The sequence below is a fragment of the Peribacillus sp. N1 genome, from assembly GCF_054600815.1.
The window spans coordinates 152,426-172,371 of record NZ_BAAHZO010000002.1; the positions used below are offsets into that span (position 1 = coordinate 152,426).

The window sequence follows — 19,946 nt, forward strand, 5'->3', positions numbered from 1 at the left end:
TGCATTCCCCTTTGCTTATTTGTCGTGATAACCATTTGGTTTGGCCTCATGCCATTTCCATGCTGTTTCGATAATTTTTTTTAGATTATTATACTTTGGCTTCCAGCCTAATAGAGTTTGAGCCTTTTCAGAGGAAGCGATCAGGATAGCCGGGTCTCCAGCGCGTCTTTCACTAACTACTTCTGGGATCGGATGACCGGTAACTTTTCTGCTTGTTTCAATGACTTCTTTAACAGAAAATCCTTTGCCGTTCCCTAAATTGAAAACATCACTTTCATTTTTGCTGCGCAAATGCTCAAGAGCTAGCCAATGAGCATTTGCGAGGTCCATGACATGGATGTAATCACGAATGCAGGTTCCATCTTCGGTAGGGTAATCATCGCCAAAAATGCCGATATGCTCTCTTTGTCCGAGTGCAACTTGAAGTATTATTGGAATAAGATGGCTTTCTGGAGTATGATCTTCGCCAATTATTCCTTCTGGGTGTGCACCTGCCGCATTAAAATAACGCAGAGAAACGGACTTTAGCCCATTTGCCCCATCACACCACCGGAACATATTCTCCATCGCCAATTTAGTCTCCCCGTAAGGGCTTGTTGGATTGGTAGTGTCCCCTTCTAATATGGGCACTTGCTCCGGCTCTCCGTATGTTGCTGCTGTGGAAGAAAACACAATCTTCTTTACGCCGTGCTTTAGCATCACTTTTACAAGAGTGTGTGATGAGAGTAAGTTATTTTCATAATATTGGAGAGGCTTTTGGACGCTTTCCCCTACCAGTGAACTCGCAGCAAAATGAATGACGGCTTCAATATCATATTTTTTAAAAACGGAATTAAGGAAGCCTTCATCCTGGAGATCACCGATGTGAATGGCGCCGCCAGACACAGCCTTTTCATGTCCTGTCATGAGGTTATCGACAACAACCACTTCTTCACCTTGGTTCAACAGTTCGATCACAGTATGACTGCCAATATATCCTGCACCGCCGGTTACCAAAATCGCCATTTTCTATTCCCCCATATCCACTTCTTTAGCACCATCCCCTATTTCACACACATAAAAGATAGGTTCCAGGCCAGTTTTTTTCGAATAATTTTTTGCTACTTTTTCCTTAAATTCATCTACAGCTTCTTCTTTAACAAGGCTTACGTTGCACCCGCCAAATCCAGCACCGGTCATACGGGTCCCAACACAGCCTTCGACCTTTGATGCTTCTTCAAAAATTGTATCCAGCTCAATGCCGGTCACTTCATATAAATCCCTTAATGATTCGTGTGATTGCTTCATCCTTGCACCAAAAGCATATATATCGTTATCCTGTAAGCTTTTCGTTGCTGCAAGGACACGTTCATTTTCTGTAATGACATGCTCTACACGCCGGTGTATAACATCATCTTCAATAAAGTGGTGAACTTTTTCCCATTCAGCTAAACTGACATCTCCTAAGTTACGTACCAAAGGAAGCTGTTGTTGAATGATTGAAAGCCCTTCTTCACATTGAGCCCTTCGCTCATTATATTTTGAATCAGCAAGGCCGCGGCGTTTATTTGTATTGGTAATAACCAGCTTATAGCCATCAATCTCCAATGGTACATATCGGTATTCCAACGTATCACACTTCAGCACCATAGCATGGTTTTTCCTCCCCATGCCAACCGCAAATTGATCCATGATTCCACAATTGACACCAACAAAACGATTTTCTGCTTTCTGTCCTAATTCAACTAACCCCATCATGGGAATATCAAAGTCGGCAAGCTTGCTTAAAGCAAGTCCAGTAACAAGTTCGATTGATGCGGATGAGGATAACCCTGCACCATTTGGGATATTTCCGTAATACAGCACATCTGCCCCCATGAATTTTTCGGCATCTTCTTGCCCTGCTACCTGCAGCAATTCCTTTAAGACACCTTTTGGGTAATTAGCCCAATCATCCTCTACTATGTATAACAATTCCTCGGTTGCCGAACAGGTTGCTGTTGATGGAAAATTCGCTGAAGCAAATCGGTACATCCTATCAGTCCTTGGTGCCGCAGCTGCCCAAGTTCCATATGTTAAAGCTGCGGGAAAAACATATCCACCATTATAATCCGTGTGTTCTCCGATTAAATTAACACGCCCGGGAGCAAAAAAGATTCTGACCCCTTCTTCGTATCCAAATTGATCACGGAATAATTGGCGAAGCTGAATCGCATTCATTTGTGCAACCACCTCTCTCTGAATCTATGTTTTGAGTTACATATCAAGAATCTAATATCTAAATTAAATTAATTAATAAACTAATTATGCTACAACATCATATTGAAATGACATCCATTACTTATTTAGTCTGGATGCTTCTTTTAACGAGTTAAAAAAATTCAAGAAAGCATTTTTCCCCTCCCTTGTTCTTTTAAAAATACCTGCATGTTCCAATACAGTCTGGAATACTTCCCCAACCTCAGCTTCAATAATATCCATCACATTTTCTTTGGTTATGGTTTGATGCTTAGTTAATATTTTCTGTATCCAGTCAAAATGTTTTACTATAGATTCATCCCACTTCTCTTTAGGAACAGGACAGAGCAGATATTCTGCTGCAAGACCTAACTCTTCGGCCAATCTTCCCGGAAGGACAGCAAGGCCCATTACTTCTATTAAGCCGATATTTTCTTTTTTAATATGATGCAGCTCATCATGAGGATGAAAAATCCCATGGGGAAATTCTTCGGATGTACGGTTATTCCTTAATACGACATCCATTTCAAACAGCTCGCCGCTTCTTCTTGCAATCGGCGTTACCGTGTTGTGAGGAGTATTGCCGGTAAAAGCAAACACTTCAGCTTCCGGGTCACTATAGTTTTGCCAGCTCTTCCAAATAAGCTCTGTCACGGCTTGAACTTCATCCTTTTTTCCGCGGACCCTGATGACTGACATCGGCCAATTGACTATTCCCAGTGTGACTGATGGGTAGCGGGTCAGGCTAATGCTTTCCTCAACTTCCGCTCTTTCAATCGCAAACTCAAATCTACCTCCCTGGAAATGGTCATGAGTTAAGATGGATCCTCCGACGATCGGCAAATCCGCATTCGAGCCGATGAAGTAATGCGGAAACTGGTCTGTAAATTCAAGTAACCGTGTGAATGTAGCAGCAGAAATCTTCATAGGCACATGTTCTCCCCTAAAAACAATCGAATGTTCATTATAATAAACGTAAGGAGAATACTGCAGGAACCATTCCTCATTATTTAATGTCAGAGGTATGATCCTATGTGTCGCTCTGGCTGCATTTTGCAGGTTCCCTCCATATCCTTCATTCTCCCTGCACAAAGCGCAGGCCGGGTAAGATCCTTGAGGCGTACTTTTCAACCGCGATATTTCCTCCGGATTTTTTTCAGGTTTTGATAAATTGATGGTGATGTCCATTTCGCCGTATGGTGTCCTACTTTTCCATTGTATATTTTTTGCAACTCGTTCTTTGCGGATATAATTCGAAGCCAGCGATAGATGGTAATATTGATCGGTTGCCGCTTTAGGACTTTTGAGGTAATTCTCTTTAAATTCTGATATTACGGCAGATGGACGGGGCATCAGGCAATTCATCAATTCAGAATCAAGAATATCTCGTTCTGTAATAGAATTGGATGGTAAAATACCATTTTCGAATGCCCAGTCTAAAATTTCATTAAGAATAACTCCGAGAGAAAACTCTTCCCCTTCTCCCTCACATTCCTCCCAGTCATCCAAGCCCAGTACATATAAGATTCGGTTGCGTGAATAGATAACATCTTCCTTCTCCAATAAACGCTGCTGAACTCCGTATTGTAATAAACTTTGTATAGATTGATAGATTTTCACCTGATTCACCCCTAGAAAGGATATAAAACTCAACTTAATTAAATTAATTAATTATCTTTATTCTATCATAGAGGTTTCTATGAATTTTTTCAATGATTTTGTGCAGGGATATAAAAATCTGATTCCTAACTGTTCACCCTACTTTCATTGAAATGTTCTAAATCAGGTATATATCAACACTTTTTTAACCCCATGTAAACTATGTTATGGTTTTATTTGATTTAAGTAATGTTATTGTATTTCCAGTTTCCTTCTCTCTTTTTCGTTGTATGATAGAAAAAAAAAGGAGTTTTGGGAATGATTATTCTGCAGTATATTGGAAAAGTTTTTTCATTCATGCATAAGGATATACCGGAAACTCATGTTAAATGCCATGTTTGTGCAGGTACAGGTGCCTACGATATTTATACGGATTGTCTTACCTGTAATGCAAAAGGGTTAATAAGTAAAGTTGAGTATAATAGGAGGCTTGAAGAGGGTGAGATTTAATGAATTTCATGCGTCGATATATGTAATCAAAGAAGCAGTATTGGCTATTGCTTCTTTTTTTTGTTCAAAAACGGCACCGTTTGCCCCTCACCTTAAAAGGGTATTTTAATGATCAGGGGGGATACATATGACAGCAATTACTCATGTTGGATTGGCTGTACCTGATTTGGATGCGGCGATTAAGTGGTATGAGCAGATGTTGGGATTCAAATTATTGGCGGGTCCCTATTCGTTTGATGCAAGAAAGGAGAATGAACATAATATGACGAATGATCTTCTTGGTGAGGAAGTTAAAAAGATGCGTAATGCTCATATGATGGCGGATAATGGAGTGGGGATTGAGCTTTTTGAGTTTGAGGAGCCGAGAATGCCTATAGGTGGGAGTCGCGGTTATGAGGGCTTTTTTCATATTTACTTAGTATCGGATGATATCGAAAAGCTGGCTGATGATATTGCTGCTTCTGGCGGAAGAAGGCGAAGCGGTATATGGAATACGTGGGAGAACAAGCCCTATTATTTAATCTATTGTGAGGATCCTTACGGCAATATCATTGAGCTTTACAGCCGAAGCACAGAATTGATGTATGGAAATAAAGATTGATATAAGATCAGCCCCCAATCAGATTATTGGGGGCTTTTCCTGTTTTCCCATCACTTTTTAACTGTTACTTTTCTTGATTCGCTTACGTTTTTCGCTTTGTCTTTGGCATAAATATATAGGTTCTTTCCGGCTTTTTGCTTGGGGATTTTAACCGAGAATGTACCTTTACTTGTTGCTGTGGCAGAGCCGATTACTTTTTTTGATGCTTTGATGGAGACAGTGGAGTTGGCTTCTGCTTTGCCTGTTACTTTTGTCGTTTTTGTAGTTACAGTGTTGACCGTAGGTTTACTTGGCGCTGTTTTGTCTGCGACGGTCACTGTTTTGATCGAGCTAACATTTCCTGCTTTATCGGTTGCTGTAAAGGATAGGACTTTTCCGGCTTTTTGTTTTTTTGCCATCGTTACGGTGAAATTCCCTGCGCTGTTCGAATTTGCTTTGCCTAGAACCGTACTGCCAGTTTTGACAGTGACGGAAGAGCTCGCTTCCGCTTTGCCGGTCACTTTGACGGTATTGTCACCTACCGTATTTACCGATGGTCTTGCAGGAGCCGTTTTATCTGCCACTTTAAATGAAACGGGTACACTTTTATTTCCCGATTTATCGATGACCCTAGTAGAGATGGTCGTTCCGGCTGTTTGTTTTGCGATAGTTGCTGTAAACGTTTTTTCGCCATTGATTTTCACTGTGGCGAGTTGTTTATTACCGGTATAAATGGAGACGGTCCCTGTTTTGAAATCGGTCGGGATTTTCCCATTGATCTTGGTGTCCTTATCGGATATTGCGGTCACGGCCGGTTTGGTCAGCGTCTTCATTTCCAGTGCTTTTTTGGCATTGACCCGCCCGTTTCCATAGTAGATGTCTTTCCCTTTTGCACCTAGGTCCACGGCTGAATCATAGAGGCGGTATTCGACCTCCTTTGTGTTGAGTTTGGGCTCATGGGACCAAATCAGTGCCGCTACACCCGCCACCATCGGCGTGGCCATCGATGTTCCGCTCATCCAGCCATATTTACCATAAGGCAGGGTCGAAAGGATATCATCTCCAGGGGCCGCGATATCGACTGTTGAATGGTAGTTGGAATAACTGGGACGCTTGTCACTTGAGTTAGTGGCAGCAACGGAAATGACATGGCTGAATGCGGCTGGGTACACACGCTGTACACTTTTCCCCATATCCCCTTCATTCCCGGCAGCCGCGACGATCAGGACGCCTTTTTTATAGGCTTCCTGGACAGCCTTGTTCAAGGCCTCTGAATAACTGGTGTCTCCTAAACTCATATTGATGATGTTTGCCTTTTGCTGAACGGCATAATGTATCGCTTCAATGATATCGGCCGTATCAGCATACTCTCCATCAAAGACGTTGATCGGCATTAGTTTAACGTTCGGGGCAACACCCGTTCCGCCTATGCCATTGTTCGCAGAACCGGCAATGATGCCTGCGATATGCGTTCCATGCGCCCCTTTTGGGACGATATGCTTCCGATTGCGTATCGTATCATAGGCATTGACGATCCTCCCTTTTAAATCTTCGTGGTTGCGATCGATTCCGTCGTCAATGATGGCCACGATCAATTCCTTCGAGCCCATTGATTTTGTCCAAGCAGCACTCGTACCAAGCCTTTTATGATGCCACTGGTCTATGTAGGCTGGATCGTTCGGACTATCCATCTTCTTGAAAAGATAATTTGGTTCTGCATATTCCACATTCTTCTGTTCTTCAAGTTCCTCGATCAGATTGTCGGTTGTTTCCCCTTTAGGAACCTCCACCTTTTCTATCAACTCGTTGATCGGCTCATCGTTTTCCTCTTTATACTTGACGATGACGCCATCAGATTGCGGCGTTTCTTCTGCAGAAGCAGAATCTGGCTGGTAGATTGGCAGAATCATAAACAGTAATAATACCGGCGTTATGCCCTGAATAAATTTGTGCATACAATCACTCCAAAAAATATGATTAAGAATAGCTAACGATGAGGTTTTATCATGAACCAATTCTACTATTATTCCTAACTAGATTGTATACCGTCTGATTTGGATTTACTAACCTTTTTATCTAGTTAAATTAACTTATTTGCACAACAAAAAAACCGCTATAAAGCGGCTTCAGCTTGTCGACAAAATGGGGTCTACCTAAATCTTAAAACAAAGCGGTTGACTGTAGGTAATAATTTTACTGTAAAATTTGCACTTTGATTTCCACTCCAGGCACTCGCTTTCCGCGGGCGGTCCGGGAGCCTCGCTTTTCCCGCAGGAGTCTCGTACCTTCCGTTGCAATCAACTTCGTTTGAAAAATTCAGACAGAAGCCCTTTTGTCTAATAAAGGAGGTTCCGTTTGGTCTAATCCTAAACTATGATTTTTTAAACATGACTAAATTATTCTTCATGTTTTTTTACTGTAATCCTTAATAGATGGAAGAAATTTGCGACACTCCTGCCGAATTACTGGCTAGCCGAGACACCGCAGCCGCTAGGCGAGGAGGCTTGGCAGGCAGTCGGCGGAAAGGGAGCGGATTTCTGAAATCAACTGGTACTTTTTTCAATAAAAAACTGCAGGTAAACTCGCTTTTCCTCGAGTTCGTCTGCAGTTTGTAACCGCTATAAAGCGGTTTAATGTCCGCCTAAATAGGCATTCTTGATTTCTTCGCTTGCGGTCAGTTCCTCTGATTTGCCTGATAGGACAATTCGGCCGGTTTCGACAACATAGGCTCTGTCCGCGATGGATAGTGCTAAGTTGGCATTTTGTTCGACCAGCAGAATCGTTGTACCCGTTTTGTTGATTTCTTCGATGATATTAAAGATTTGCTTCACCAATAATGGCGCGAGTCCCATGGATGGCTCGTCCAATAACAGGAGCCGGGGCTTGGCCATGAGTGCCCTGCCCATTGCGAGCATTTGCTGTTCCCCGCCGGAAAGTGTTCCGGATTGCTGTTTCAGGCGCTCTAGCAAACGCGGGAATAATTCATAGACTTTCTCCATATCCTGCTTGATGCCTGCCTTATCCTTACGTAAATAAGCACCAAGCTGAAGGTTTTCTTCGACGGTCATGTTAGCAAATACCCGCCGGCCTTCAGGGACATGCGAGATGCCCATTTTCACGATGGATTGTGCTGCCTTTCCGCCGATGGATTGCCCTTCGTATACGATCTTCCCTTGTTTTGGTTTTAATAGGCCGGAAATGCTTTTCAGCAGCGTGCTTTTCCCGGCTCCGTTCGCCCCGATCAGGGTTACGATTTCGCCTTCGTTAATAGAAAGCGAGATTCCTTTCAAGGCTTGAATGTTTCCGTAATAGACGTTGATGTCCTCGATTTTTAACATTATGAAACCTCCTCGCCCAGATAGGCCTCGATGACTTTTGGATTGTTACGGATTTCCTCTGGCTTTCCTTGAGCGATCAGTTGTCCGTGATCGAGTACATATATGCGTTCGCAAACACCCATTACAAGCGGCATATCATGTTCTATCAATAATACGGTCAAATCAAATTTCTCACGGATGAGGGCAATCAGGTTCATGAGCTCATGCGTTTCCTGAGGGTTCATCCCCGCAGCTGGTTCATCCAGCAAAAGCAGTTTCGGGTTGGCTGCAAGTGCACGGGCGATTTCCAAACGTCTTTGTTTACCATATGGCAGGTTCTTCGCCTTTTCATCCTTATATTGATCGAGGTTGAAAATCTTCAGGAACTCAATCGCCTTTTCATCCATTTCCTTTTCGCCTTTAAAATGGATCGGCATGCGGAAGATCGAACTTAAGATATTATGTTTCGAAAGCGAATGATAGGCAACTTTTACATTATCGATCACGGATAGCTCACTGAATAAGCGAATGTTCTGGAATGTCCGGCTGATACCTTTTTGCGTGATTTTATATGGAGGCAGTTTTCTTAAGTTCTCACCTTCCAAAGAAATCGTGCCCTCGGTCGGGACGTAAACTCCTGTCAGCAAGTTAAAGAAAGTCGTTTTTCCAGCGCCGTTCGGCCCGATCAAGCCAATCAGTTCTCCTGGATATAACTCGACGTTAACATCAGAAACGGCTTTAAGCCCCCCGAACTGGATGCCGACTGAATCGACTTTAAGCAGCGGTGTTTTTATTTTTTTCATGGCCGCTTCCTCCTTTACGTTTGAACATGGATGTTATTTCTTTTGTCCCCATTAAGCCTTGTGGGCGATAGAGCATCATCACGATAAGCACAAGGCTGTAGATGATCATTCGTGTTTCCGGATAATCCTGCAGGAAAGTCGTTACAACAGTCAATAATATCGCGGCCAATACGGCACCGGAAAGACTTCCAAGACCGCCAAGCACGACTAGGATCAAAATATCAAATGATTTCAGGAATCCGAAGTTCGATGGCTGGATGATATAGAAGTTATGAGCGTAAAGTCCTCCGGCAATACCGGCAAAAAAAGCACCGATCGCAAACGCGACAACTTTATAATACGTCGTGTTGATTCCCATCGAATCGGCAGCCGTTTCGTCCTCGCGGATCGATATGCAGGCCCTGCCGTGGGTCGAGCTAGTAAAGTTTCGGATGACGATGATCGTTACGATAACGGAAGCGAATACCCACGGCCAAGTGGTCAAATGGGAAACCTGCATGCCGCTCGCCCCGCCGACATAATCGATATTCAAAAGCATGATCCGGACGATTTCACCAAAACCAAGGGTCGCAATCGCCAGGTAGTCACCTTTTAAGCGTAAGCTTGGAATTCCGATGATCAAGCCTGCCAGCGCTGATGCCAAACCGCCGACTATCAATGCCGCATAAAATGGCATTTCCAGCTTCATCGTCATAACGGCTGAGGCATAGGCACCGACTGCCAGGAATCCAGCATGTCCGATGGAGAACTGTCCGGTTATCCCGATGATCAAATGCAGGCTCGCTGCCAGAATGATATTGATCCCGATGAACATGAGCGTATTTTGATAAAAAGGATTTAGCGATCCGCCGCCGATTAACACTTGAACTGCGGCGAAAAAGATCAATGATAGTGAAATCGAGAGCCAAAAACCTTTTGCTCGCTTAATTGTAGTCATTGCTTTGTCTCCCCTATACTTTTTCTTTTTTGTTTTTACCGAATAAGCCTTGTGGCATGAAAATCAAGATAAGAATCAGTACGACGAAGGCTACAGCATCACGCCATAATGAGTAACCGGCGGCACTGACCAAAGCTTCGATGACACCTAGCAATAGGCCACCGACCATCGCGCCCGGTATAATCCCGATCCCTCCAAGTACGGCGGCAACGAATGCCTTCAATCCCGGAAGCACACCCATGAGCGGCTCGATCTTAATATAGTAAATACCGAAAATGACGCCTGCTGCCCCAGCCAATGCGGAACCGATTGCAAAGGTGGCAGAAATCGTGTTATTGACATTTATCCCCATCAGTTTGGCTGCATCCGCGTCAAAGGAAACGGCACGCATCGCTTTTCCTATTTTTGATTTATGAACGATGATTTGAAGGATGATCATCAGGACTACAGCCACTCCAAAAATCAAAACCGATTGACTATTGATGGAAACTCCAAAAATATTGAACTTGTCTGTCGGCAATACATCATTCGGATAAGCTTCCGGCTGTGCACCGCGGACGTAGATAAATCCGTACTCGATCAAAAGGGAAACACCGATGGCAGTGATAAGTGCCGCAATACGTGTTGCGTTACGCAATGGCTTGTACGCGATACGCTCGATCAATACCCCAAACAGCGCACAAACCGTCATCGAGATTAATAGGGCGGGCACGAATGACAAATCAAGAACCGTTATCGAGTAAAACCCAACGAATGAGCCGACCATGAATACATCACCATGTGCGAAGTTTATCAATTTAACAATCCCGTAAACCATCGTATATCCGAGAGCGATAAGGGCATAAATACTTCCTAGTGAAACCCCGTTTATTAACTGTTGTATCAATTCCATGTTCGACTCTCCTTGAAAATCTATATTTTATAAGTGATACGCCCAGGCTCTTTGCATTCCACTTAGGGGATGTTCAGCGAGCTGGCATGCTTGAAAAATGAGAATTCGCCAGCACCTTCTTATTTATGAAGGGCCGGCGAAAGGGTTGGAGTTGTTCTCCGAAATTAAGGATTGATTTTTGTGTTAAATACTTGTTTTCCCTCTTTAAATTCAAGGATGGTAGCAGATTTGATTGGATTATGTTTTTCATCCAATGTGAATGTACCCGTTACAAGCTCAAGGTCAGCCGTTTTTTCCAGCGCTTCCTTGATTTTTTCTGAATCCGCTGATCCAGCACGTTTAATCGCGTCTGCAAGGAAGTATCCTGTGTCATATCCTAGAGCGTTAAATGCATCCGGGGATTTATCTTTGTACTTCGCTTTAAATGCAGACACAAAATTCTGAATTTTCTCATCAGGGTCGCCTGAAGAATAATGGTTCGTGATGAACGTATTATTTAGAGCTTTTGCACCGGCAATTTCAACTAGCTTAGGAGAATCCCAGCCGTCGCCGCCCATGAAAGGAACGTCAAGTCCAGTTTCACGTGCCTGCTTCACGATAAGACCAGCTTCCTCATAGTAACCAGGAAGGAAAATGAAATCAGGTTTTGCCGATTTCAAACGAGTCAATGTGGAACGGAAATCAGTATCCTTCGCGATGTAAGCTTCCTCAGCAACGATTTTTCCGCCATTTTTTTCGAATTGTTCTTTAAAGGCTGCCGCTAATCCTTTTGAATAATCACTTGCGCTGTCAATATAGATGGCTGCACTTTTCGCTTTGATTTCTTTAGAGGCAAAGTTCGCAGCTACCGTCCCTTGGAACGGATCGATGAAGCTTGTCCTGAAAACGTAATCGTTCAATTTATCCTTGCTGAAAGTGATTTCAGGGCTTGTACCGGAAGGTGAGATGACCGGCACTTTATTATCTTGGGCAATCTGTACTTGTGCAATCGAGTTCGTGCTTGTCGCCGCACCTACGATTGCTGCAACCTGATCTTGTGATGTCAGCTTGATCGCTCCGCTAGTCGCTTCTGACGCTTCTGATTTATTATCGACTTTAATAAGTTTGATTTTTTTACCGTCAATGCCTTCTTTATTTATTTCTGCAGTCGCAAGCTCCAGACCTTCTGCAATCGATTGGCCATATGAAGCAACACCGCCTGATAATTCAAGGTTGACACCGATTTTTATCGTATCTCCATCTCCGCCTGATTTTTCTGATGAACCAGAGCTGGAACAACCGGCTAGCACTCCTGCAGCAAGTGTTAGAGAAAGGAATGCACCTGCTAGTTTTTTCTTTTTCATAAATAATCCCCCCGTTTTGTAATCATCGCTCTGATGCATGAATATTTATTCAAGATGCCTCAGAAAAAGTTGATTAGATGAAATTTTTGAAATTAAATTAATATTTCGAAAAATAGTTTACCGCATAATTTTCATTCCGTCTATATAATAATTGTGAGAAGATTGCGCCAAATAGGATATTTTTCACAGGAAGTACTATATCATTTTTATCTTTATATATTTTAAATATTGCGAAAATAGGCAGTATAATCAGAAAAAACTGATAATTTAATTATATTAATATTGCAAATCCCTTATTTACTGCTCAAAAAAATTTATTCATTTCCTTATTTTTTTCATCCTTTTAATTACATTTTTGCCAAAATAGAAGTATATTGATAGGGAATTAAACCCAGTTTTCTTAATCTTTTTTAGTCTTAATTCCTATATCAAAATTGAATAATACTATATTGGATGTATAAAATCATGCATGAAGCTCCTCTGTTTTTTTATCTTTCTGTATATTTTGCATAACCCGATCATCAAACAAAAAACCGCCAAACGGCGGTTCATGACTGTAGACAAACTCGATAATATTTGATTTTTGTATAATTCGACCTTTGATATCCACTGCAGGCACTCGCTTTCCGCTGGCGGTCCGGGAGCCTCCTCGGCGCCCTTTGCGCCTGAGGTGTCTTCATCGGTTGCACTTTTCCCGCAGGAGTTAATTTATGAAACGGAGGTTCAATGTCCTCCTAAATAGGCCATTTTTATTTCTTCACTTGAAGTGAGTTCCTCGGCATTGCCCGACAGGACGATTCGGCCCGTTTCAACTACATAAGCCCGATCTGCAATCGATAATGCAAGGTTGGCGTTTTGCTCGACCAAAAGGATCGTTGTTCCGGTCTCACTGATTTCCTGGATGATGTTGAATATTTGCTTCACAAGAAGCGGTGCAAGGCCCATCGAAGGTTCATCGAGCAGTAATAACCGTGGTTTGGCCATTAAGGCCCGGCCCATTGCAAGCATTTGCTGTTCGCCGCCTGAAAGCGTGCCAGCCTGCTGTTTGATTCTCTCCAGCAGCCTCGGAAATAGCTCGTATACCTTTTCCATATCCTTATGGATGCCATCTTTGTCTTTCCGCAAATAAGCCCCTAGCTCCAGGTTTTCGGCTACCGTCATGTTGGCAAAGACACGTCGTCCTTCAGGTACATGGGATATGCCCATTTTCACGATGGACTGTGCAGCTTTTCCTCCAATCGGCTCGCCTTCGAACAGAATCTTTCCTTGCTTTGGTTTTAACAGACCGGATATCGTTTTGAGCAGCGTGCTTTTTCCCGCTCCGTTCGCCCCGATCAAGGTCACGATCTCGCCCTCGTTTATCTCCATGGAAACCCCTTTTAACGCTTGGATATTGCCATAATAAACATTGATGTCCTCTATTTTCAGCATCAGGAAACCTCCTCCCCTAGATATGCCTCGATGACCTTTGGATCGTTGCGGATTTGTTCCGGCTTTCCGTGAGCGATAAGCTGTCCATGATCAAGAACGTAAATCCGTTCGCATACCCCCATGACAAGTGACATATCATGCTCGATGAGCAACACGGTAAGGTTGAATTCCTTCCGGATAAAAGCAATGAGGTTCATTAATTCTTTCGTTTCGTGCGGGTTCATCCCGGCTGCGGGTTCGTCCAGTAAAAGAAGTTTCGGATTGGCGGCAAGGGCACGGGCGATTTCCAGCCGCCTTTGCTGTCCGTATGGAAGATTCTTCGCTTTTTCATCCTTAAAATGGTCAAGATTGAAAATCCTCAAGAATTCCAGCGCCTTTTCATCCATTTCCTTTTCCCCGGAAAAATGTCCCGTCAGCCGGAATATGGAGCTTGGAATTCCATGCTTGGCAAGCGAGTGGTAAGCAACCTTCACGTTATCGATCACGGATAACTCACTGAAGAGGCGAATGTTCTGAAAGGTCCTCGAGATCCCTTTTCGGGTAATTTTATAAGGCGGCTGCTTATTTAGATTTTCCCCGTTCAAGGCAATCGTTCCTTCTGTTGGTACATACACACCCGTCAATAAATTGAAGAAGGTCGTTTTCCCAGCTCCATTCGGCCCGATCAGGCCTACAAGTTCCCCTGGAAATAATTCCACATTCACATCGGACACAGCTTTCAAACCGCCAAAACGGATACCCACCGAATCTACTTTAAGCAACGGTATTGTGGCTTCCATCCTTTGGGCCCCCTTTCGTTTTTTTATTTGTGAACAATGCCGTGATTTCTCTTGTTCCCATTAAACCCTGCGGGCGGAAAATCATCATCAGGATCAGGACAAGGCTGTAGATGATCATTCTCGTTTCTGGATAATCCTGAAGGAATGTCGTCACGATCGTCAGTAAAATTGCGGCCAAAACCGAACCTGAAAGACTTCCAAGACCGCCAAGTACGACGAAAATCAGAATATCGAAGGATTTTAGGAAACCGAAATTCGATGGCTGGATAATATAGAAATTATGGGCATAAAGCGATCCGGCGATTCCGGCAAAAAAGGCTCCGATGACGAAAGCCGCCACTTTATAATAGGTCGTATTGATTCCCATCGCATCAGCGGCCGTTTCATCTTCCCTTACGGATATGCATGCCCTTCCGTGAGTCGAATTGGTGAAATTCCGGATGACTAAGACGGTGATCATCACACAGGCAAAAACCCATGGCCAAGTAGTCAGGTGGGATACCTGCATCCCGCTTGCCCCGCCTACATAATCAATATTCAAAAGGACGATCCGGACGATTTCCCCAAATCCAAGCGTAGCTATCGCCAGGTAATCCCCCTTCAGGCGCAAGCTCGGTACCCCGATCACCATGCCCGCAACAGCTGCTATTACGCCCCCAGCCAATACAGCTATGATGAATGGAAGTTCCAGCTTCATTGTCATGACTGCCGAAGCATAGGCCCCTACCGCTAAAAAACCTGCATGCCCGATCGAGAACTGTCCGGTTATTCCAATGATTAAATGCAGGCTCGTCGCCAGCATGATATTGATGCCGATGAACATGAGCGTGTTGATATAAAATGGGTTGAGCATACCGCTTGAAATGGTGTACTGCATGATTCCGAAAAAAATAAGTGCGAGCACGATCGAGAGCCAAAAACCCTTTGAATTCTTTAAAGTAGTCATCGCCATGTCTCCCCTATACTTTTTCTCTTTTATTTTTACCGAACAGACCCTGCGGCAAGAAAATCAAAATCAAGATAAGTACGACGAAAGCCACACCATCGCGCCATAATGAATAACCGGCAGCACTGACCAAAGCCTCGATCACTCCAAGCAGCAGACCGCCGACCATCGCGCCAGGAATGATGCCGATGCCGCCCAAGACTGCTGCAACAAATGCTTTAAGGCCAGGAAGGACACCCATCAACGGCTCGATTTTAATATAGTAGATTCCAAAAATGACACCAGCCGCCCCTGCAAGGGCCGAACCTATGGCGAATGTAGCTGAAATCGTATTATTCACATTGATTCCCATCAGCTTAGCCGCTTCGGAATCGAATGAAACGGCACGCATCGCTTTGCCAATTTTGGTTTTATGGACAACGAATTGTAGGATGATCATTAATATGATGGAAACAGATAAGATCAATATCGATTGACTGCTGATGGAAACTCCCAATATATCGAGTTTATCCATCGGAAGGACATTATTTGGATAGGCTTCCGGCTGGGCGCCCCGGATGTAAATCAGCCCGTTTTCTATCAGAAGGGAAACACCGATGGCCGTTATCAAGGCCGCGATCCGTGTTGCATTACGAAGGGGTTTATAGGCAATGCGTTCAATTAAAACGCCAAAGATGGCACATGAGACCATCGAAATCAATAAAGCTGGGATGAAGGATAAGTCCATTACGGTAATGGCGTAAAACCCTACAAATGAACCGACCATGAATACATCGCCATGGGCGAAGTTTATGAGCTTGACGATTCCATATACCATCGTATAACCAAGCGCGATCAAAGCATAAATGCTTCCGAGTGAAATGCCATTTACCAATTGCTGAATCAGTTCCATATTGCACTCTCCCCGTTAAGGTGTTTTTTAAGTGAATATAGAATAGGGGGGACTTGCCCCCTATCCACGTAAGGTATTATGGATTGATTTTTGTTTTGAATGTTTGTTTGCCATCCACATATTCCAAGATGGTCGCCGATTTGATCGGATCATGGTTTTCATCGAGGTTCAGCGTTCCGGAAACTAATTGAAGATCTTTGACATCTTCCAACGCTTGTCTGATTTTTTCTGGAGAAGCATCACCAGATCTCTTGATGGCATCAGCCAGGTAGTAGCCAGTGTCATAACCAAGTGCGGCAAAGGCATCCGGTGTTTTATTGTATTCCTTTTTGAAGGCTGCAACGAAATCCTGGATTTTTGCATCTTCATCTTCCGGAGAATAGTGATTCGTGATATAGGTATTTTTCAAAGCCTCAGCACCGGCAATTTCAACGACCTTCGGGGAATCCCAGCCGTCCCCGCCCATGAATGGAAGGTCTATGCCGTCTTCACGAGCCTGTTTTAAGATCAATCCGACTTCCTCATAATAACCAGGAAGGAAAACGAACTCCGGTTTTGCGGATTTGATACGTGTCAATGTAGAGCGGAAATCAGTATCTTTAGTTACATAAGCTTCTTCCGCCACGATTTTACCGCCCTTGGCAGTGAACGCTTCTTTAAAAGCTGCGGCCAATCCCTTGGAATAATCACTTGCGCTATCCACATAGATCGCAGCCGTCTTTGCTCCTATTTCGTCAGTTGCGAAATTGGCTGCCACCGTACCTTGGAATGGATCGATAAAGCACGTCCTGAACACATAATCATTTAATTTTCCAGCTTTGTTGGTGATGTCGGGATTTGTTGCAGTTGGTGTGAGTAGAGGAACTTGATTATCTTGTGCGACTTGAACCTGTGCCAATGTATTAGTGCTTGTCGCAGATCCGACTACAGCCACAACCTTGTCCTGGCTGACCAGCTTGATCGAACCGCTTGTAGCTTCTGCTGCATCTGATTTATTATCAACCTTAACGATTTCCAGTTTTTTACCGTCGATGCCCTCTTTATTAATCTCATCGATGGCCAGTTGCAAACCATCGGCAGCCGATTGGCCGAATGATGCCGTGCCTCCGGACAATTCAAGGTTGGCCCCAATTTTGATTGTGTCACCCGAGTTTGATGAACCCCCGCCTGAACTGCTAGTTTTCGAGTCGCCGCCGCTACAACCTGCCAGCGCCCCTGCAACCAATGAAAGTGATAGAAACACTCCTGCTAGCTTTTTCTTCTTCATTTGAAACCCCCTTGTTTTGTATGTTCTTTTAAACAAATAGAATATCTGAATAAAAATAATATTCTGAAAACAAGTTTATCTCATTCTTTCGACCCCGTCTATATGATATGGATAAAAAAGTTATTAAAAGGGAATATCTACTATTCGACACAAAAAAAACTGACCCTTTATAGAGTCAGTTAACTTTCTTATCAATCGTTTACACGGCGAACTTCAATGTCTTTTAAAATATCATTGATCACCCAGCTAGCTGCAATCAAGCCCGCTACGGATGGTACGAAAGCATTCGAAGATGGCGGCATTTGCGCTTTACGGATTTTTGCCTCATCATTGCCGACTTCTTTTCGGACATCCTCACGAATGACAATAGGGCTCTCGTCGGAAAAGACAACCGGGATTCCCTTTGTTATGCCCTCTTTACGCAATCTAGTGCGAATGACCTTGGCAAGCGGATCGGTATGCGTTTTGGAGATATCGGCAATTTGAAAACGCGTCGGGTCCATCTTATTAGCGGCACCCATGCTTGAAATCACCTTGATATTCCGTTTCAGGCATTCCTTCATCACATGAATCTTATAAATGACCGTATCCGATGCATCAATGACATAGTCCAGGCCATAACTGAAGAATTCCTCAAACGTTTCTTCTGTATAGAACATTTTAAGAGCGATCACTTCGCAGTCGGGATTGATGTCTTGAATGCGGTTTTTCATCAATTCCGCTTTCGGTTGACCGACTGTTGATAATAGAGCATGGATCTGCCTGTTTACATTTGTGATGTCGACATCGTCTTTATCCACAAGAATAATACGGCCTACCCCCGTACGTGCCAAAGCTTCGGCTGAAAAGGAACCAACGCCTCCTACACCCAGGACAGCAACGGTCGTGTTTTTCAGAATATCGATTCCTTCCTTGCCAATTGCCAATTCATTTCGTGAAAACTGATGCAGCATATATATTCAACTCCAATAAATTCTGTTCTTATTTAGCTTCCCAATAAACAATATATCATAAACATCATTTATGACAAGCGAAATATGAGCAGTCTAATCGGAATTAGTGCACTAGGTCATTTTTGATAATTTTTGAAGGACGGTAGCCAAAAGGAGCGTCCTTTCCGTCAGGCTCGGAATTTCCAAATACTCCTCTTCACTATGTGCATTTCCTCCAATGGGCCCGAGTCCATCCACTGTCGCGATTCCCAATTCAGAAGTGATGGAAGCATCCGAGCCTCCACCCGTGGCCGTATCCGTGATTTCGATGCCGATTTCCTTCCCAGCCTGACGGATCGTCTCTAAAAGCAAGTTCGATTTCTCATTCTTTTCCATGGGAGACCGGTCCATTTTTCCGCTTAATGTCGTTTTCGTTCCGGGAATATAGGTTTCTGCACAGATTTTTTTCAGCTGCTTGAGAACGGTGCCTTCCTGCTTTTTTTCCGAAATCCGCACATCGACGAAGGCAGCCGCATGGGAAGCGATCATATTGACAGCGGAGCCTCCTTCAATTTTGCCGACATTAACGCTGATTCCTTTCTTTTGATCATTCAATAGATGTAAGGCGATGATCTTATGGGCCAATTCTTCAATTGCACTTCGTCCCTTTTCCGGTTCGATCCCCGAATGGGCAGCAACTCCCATAATATCGACTTTAAACTGACCGCAGCCCCTTCTTGCCGTGACAAGCGAACCATCCGTCCTTGCCGGTTCAAGAATTAACGCAAACTTCTTACCTGCCGCCTTTTCCGAGATGAGTGAAGCGGACGACGGAGACCCGATCTCCTCATCACTATTAAGAATGATTTGGATATGCTTATAGCCTGTCTGCCCCGTCTGTTTCAAGCAATGGATCGCATAAAATAACTCAACCAAGCTAGACTTCATATCCGCCACACCAGGACCGTATGCCCGATTTCCTTTCACCTTAAAAGGACGTTTTTGCGCTGTCCCCTCCGGAAACACCGTATCCATATGGGCAACGATCAAAATATGCGGTTGATTCGCCTCACGATGCTGGATGACCAGCTGATTGCCATAATTCTGTTGCTCAACGGTATTTACAATAAAATCCAGACTTTCAAATTTCGTTTTTAAAATCGAACCAATTTCATCAATACCCTTTTTCGTATGAGAACCACTATCTATATTCACTAGCCGCTCCACTAATTGAAGCATTTCCTTCCTCTTTGCATATAATAAATCTTTCAAAGCCCTCACTACTTTCTATCCTTGGCTGAATATTGCTCAGCCTTACTATAATTTACGAATCTATATTGCCGAATGTTACTTAAATGGGAAGATTTGAAGTATATTCGAGGGTTTTTGGGTTTTATTCGTTAGATTGGGGTGTCTACTCGGCTTTTCACCAAGATTAGCTATGAATCATAGGTGTATTTTCAATTCAGTATATATGCTATATGCACCAGGAACGTTTAGA

The 19,946-nt window shown here is 43.6% G+C and carries 18 protein-coding genes; 2 read left to right on the forward strand and 16 right to left on the reverse strand.

The window, feature by feature from the left end; translation table 11 throughout:
- Window positions 1–15: 15 nt before the first annotated feature.
- The 3 genes from galE to galT form a co-directional block, all read right to left on the reverse strand.
- On the reverse strand, window positions 16–1,005 hold the full coding sequence (gene galE, locus ACYP5M_RS09195; protein WP_459734966.1) for a UDP-glucose 4-epimerase GalE: 990 nt from the start codon (window positions 1,003–1,005) through the stop codon (window positions 16–18).
- A gap of 3 nt (window positions 1,006–1,008) precedes the next feature.
- A complete protein-coding gene (locus tag ACYP5M_RS09200) occupies window positions 1,009–2,199 on the reverse strand; it encodes a galactokinase (protein WP_459734967.1) in 1,191 nt (396 codons plus the stop codon).
- 117 nt (window positions 2,200–2,316) lie between these two features.
- On the reverse strand, window positions 2,317–3,837 hold the full coding sequence (gene galT, locus ACYP5M_RS09205) for a UDP-glucose--hexose-1-phosphate uridylyltransferase (protein WP_459734968.1): 1,521 nt from the start codon (window positions 3,835–3,837) through the stop codon (window positions 2,317–2,319).
- 297 nt (window positions 3,838–4,134) lie between these two features.
- On the opposite strand from galT, the gene ACYP5M_RS09210 reads away from it, so the two are divergent.
- On the forward strand, window positions 4,135–4,326 hold the full coding sequence (locus tag ACYP5M_RS09210; RefSeq protein WP_048681418.1) for a hypothetical protein: 192 nt from the start codon (window positions 4,135–4,137) through the stop codon (window positions 4,324–4,326).
- A gap of 127 nt (window positions 4,327–4,453) precedes the next feature.
- Window positions 4,454–4,927 (forward strand): VOC family protein, encoded by a 474-nt coding sequence (locus ACYP5M_RS09215; RefSeq protein ID WP_459734969.1) that lies wholly within the window; start codon window positions 4,454–4,456, stop codon window positions 4,925–4,927.
- A gap of 50 nt (window positions 4,928–4,977) precedes the next feature.
- On the opposite strand, the gene ACYP5M_RS09220 is transcribed toward ACYP5M_RS09215, so the two are convergent.
- The 13 genes from ACYP5M_RS09220 to ACYP5M_RS09280 all read right to left on the reverse strand — a co-directional run bounded on the left by ACYP5M_RS09220 (window position 4,978) and on the right by ACYP5M_RS09280 (window position 19,684).
- Window positions 4,978–6,861, reverse strand: a complete 1,884-nt coding sequence (locus tag ACYP5M_RS09220) for a S8 family serine peptidase (protein ID WP_459734970.1) — start codon at window positions 6,859–6,861, stop codon at window positions 4,978–4,980.
- 675 nt (window positions 6,862–7,536) lie between these two features.
- The gene (locus ACYP5M_RS09225; protein WP_101222746.1) at window positions 7,537–8,244 is read right to left on the reverse strand and encodes an ABC transporter ATP-binding protein; all 708 of its coding nucleotides are present in this window, start codon (window positions 8,242–8,244) and stop codon (window positions 7,537–7,539) included.
- Window positions 8,244–9,026, reverse strand: coding sequence for an ABC transporter ATP-binding protein (locus tag ACYP5M_RS09230; protein WP_101222747.1), 783 nt, complete (start codon window positions 9,024–9,026; stop codon window positions 8,244–8,246). The genes ACYP5M_RS09225 and ACYP5M_RS09230 overlap by 1 nt, the downstream gene beginning before the upstream one ends.
- Window positions 8,998–9,963 carry a branched-chain amino acid ABC transporter permease gene (locus tag ACYP5M_RS09235; protein WP_459734971.1) on the reverse strand — a complete coding sequence of 322 codons (966 nt, stop codon included), beginning with the start codon at window positions 9,961–9,963 and terminating at the stop codon, window positions 8,998–9,000. Before ACYP5M_RS09235 ends, ACYP5M_RS09230 begins: the two co-directional genes overlap by 29 nt.
- A 13-nt stretch (window positions 9,964–9,976) precedes the next feature.
- A complete protein-coding gene (locus ACYP5M_RS09240) occupies window positions 9,977–10,855 on the reverse strand; it encodes a branched-chain amino acid ABC transporter permease (protein WP_427571876.1) in 879 nt (292 codons plus the stop codon).
- Window positions 10,856–11,019: 164 nt separating this feature from the next.
- A complete protein-coding gene (locus ACYP5M_RS09245; RefSeq protein WP_402938675.1) occupies window positions 11,020–12,198 on the reverse strand; it encodes an ABC transporter substrate-binding protein in 1,179 nt (392 codons plus the stop codon).
- A gap of 723 nt (window positions 12,199–12,921) precedes the next feature.
- Window positions 12,922–13,629, reverse strand: a complete 708-nt coding sequence (locus tag ACYP5M_RS09250) for an ABC transporter ATP-binding protein (RefSeq protein WP_260358217.1) — start codon at window positions 13,627–13,629, stop codon at window positions 12,922–12,924.
- Window positions 13,629–14,408 (reverse strand): ABC transporter ATP-binding protein, encoded by a 780-nt coding sequence (locus ACYP5M_RS09255; protein WP_230176815.1) that lies wholly within the window; start codon window positions 14,406–14,408, stop codon window positions 13,629–13,631. Before ACYP5M_RS09255 ends, ACYP5M_RS09250 begins: the two co-directional genes overlap by 1 nt.
- Window positions 14,383–15,354 carry a branched-chain amino acid ABC transporter permease gene (locus ACYP5M_RS09260; protein WP_260358219.1) on the reverse strand — a complete coding sequence of 324 codons (972 nt, stop codon included), beginning with the start codon at window positions 15,352–15,354 and terminating at the stop codon, window positions 14,383–14,385. Before ACYP5M_RS09260 ends, ACYP5M_RS09255 begins: the two co-directional genes overlap by 26 nt.
- A gap of 13 nt (window positions 15,355–15,367) precedes the next feature.
- A complete protein-coding gene (locus ACYP5M_RS09265) occupies window positions 15,368–16,246 on the reverse strand; it encodes a branched-chain amino acid ABC transporter permease (RefSeq protein WP_101222754.1) in 879 nt (292 codons plus the stop codon).
- A 76-nt stretch (window positions 16,247–16,322) separates the two neighbouring features.
- The gene (locus tag ACYP5M_RS09270; protein ID WP_137020398.1) at window positions 16,323–17,513 is read right to left on the reverse strand and encodes an ABC transporter substrate-binding protein; all 1,191 of its coding nucleotides are present in this window, start codon (window positions 17,511–17,513) and stop codon (window positions 16,323–16,325) included.
- Between the two features lie 191 nt (window positions 17,514–17,704).
- Entirely contained in the window at window positions 17,705–18,466 is a 762-nt protein-coding gene (locus tag ACYP5M_RS09275) for a tRNA threonylcarbamoyladenosine dehydratase (protein WP_101222756.1), read from the reverse strand.
- Between the two features lie 111 nt (window positions 18,467–18,577).
- On the reverse strand, window positions 18,578–19,684 hold the full coding sequence (locus ACYP5M_RS09280; RefSeq protein ID WP_101223482.1) for a M20 family metallopeptidase: 1,107 nt from the start codon (window positions 19,682–19,684) through the stop codon (window positions 18,578–18,580).
- Window positions 19,685–19,946 lie beyond the last annotated feature (262 nt).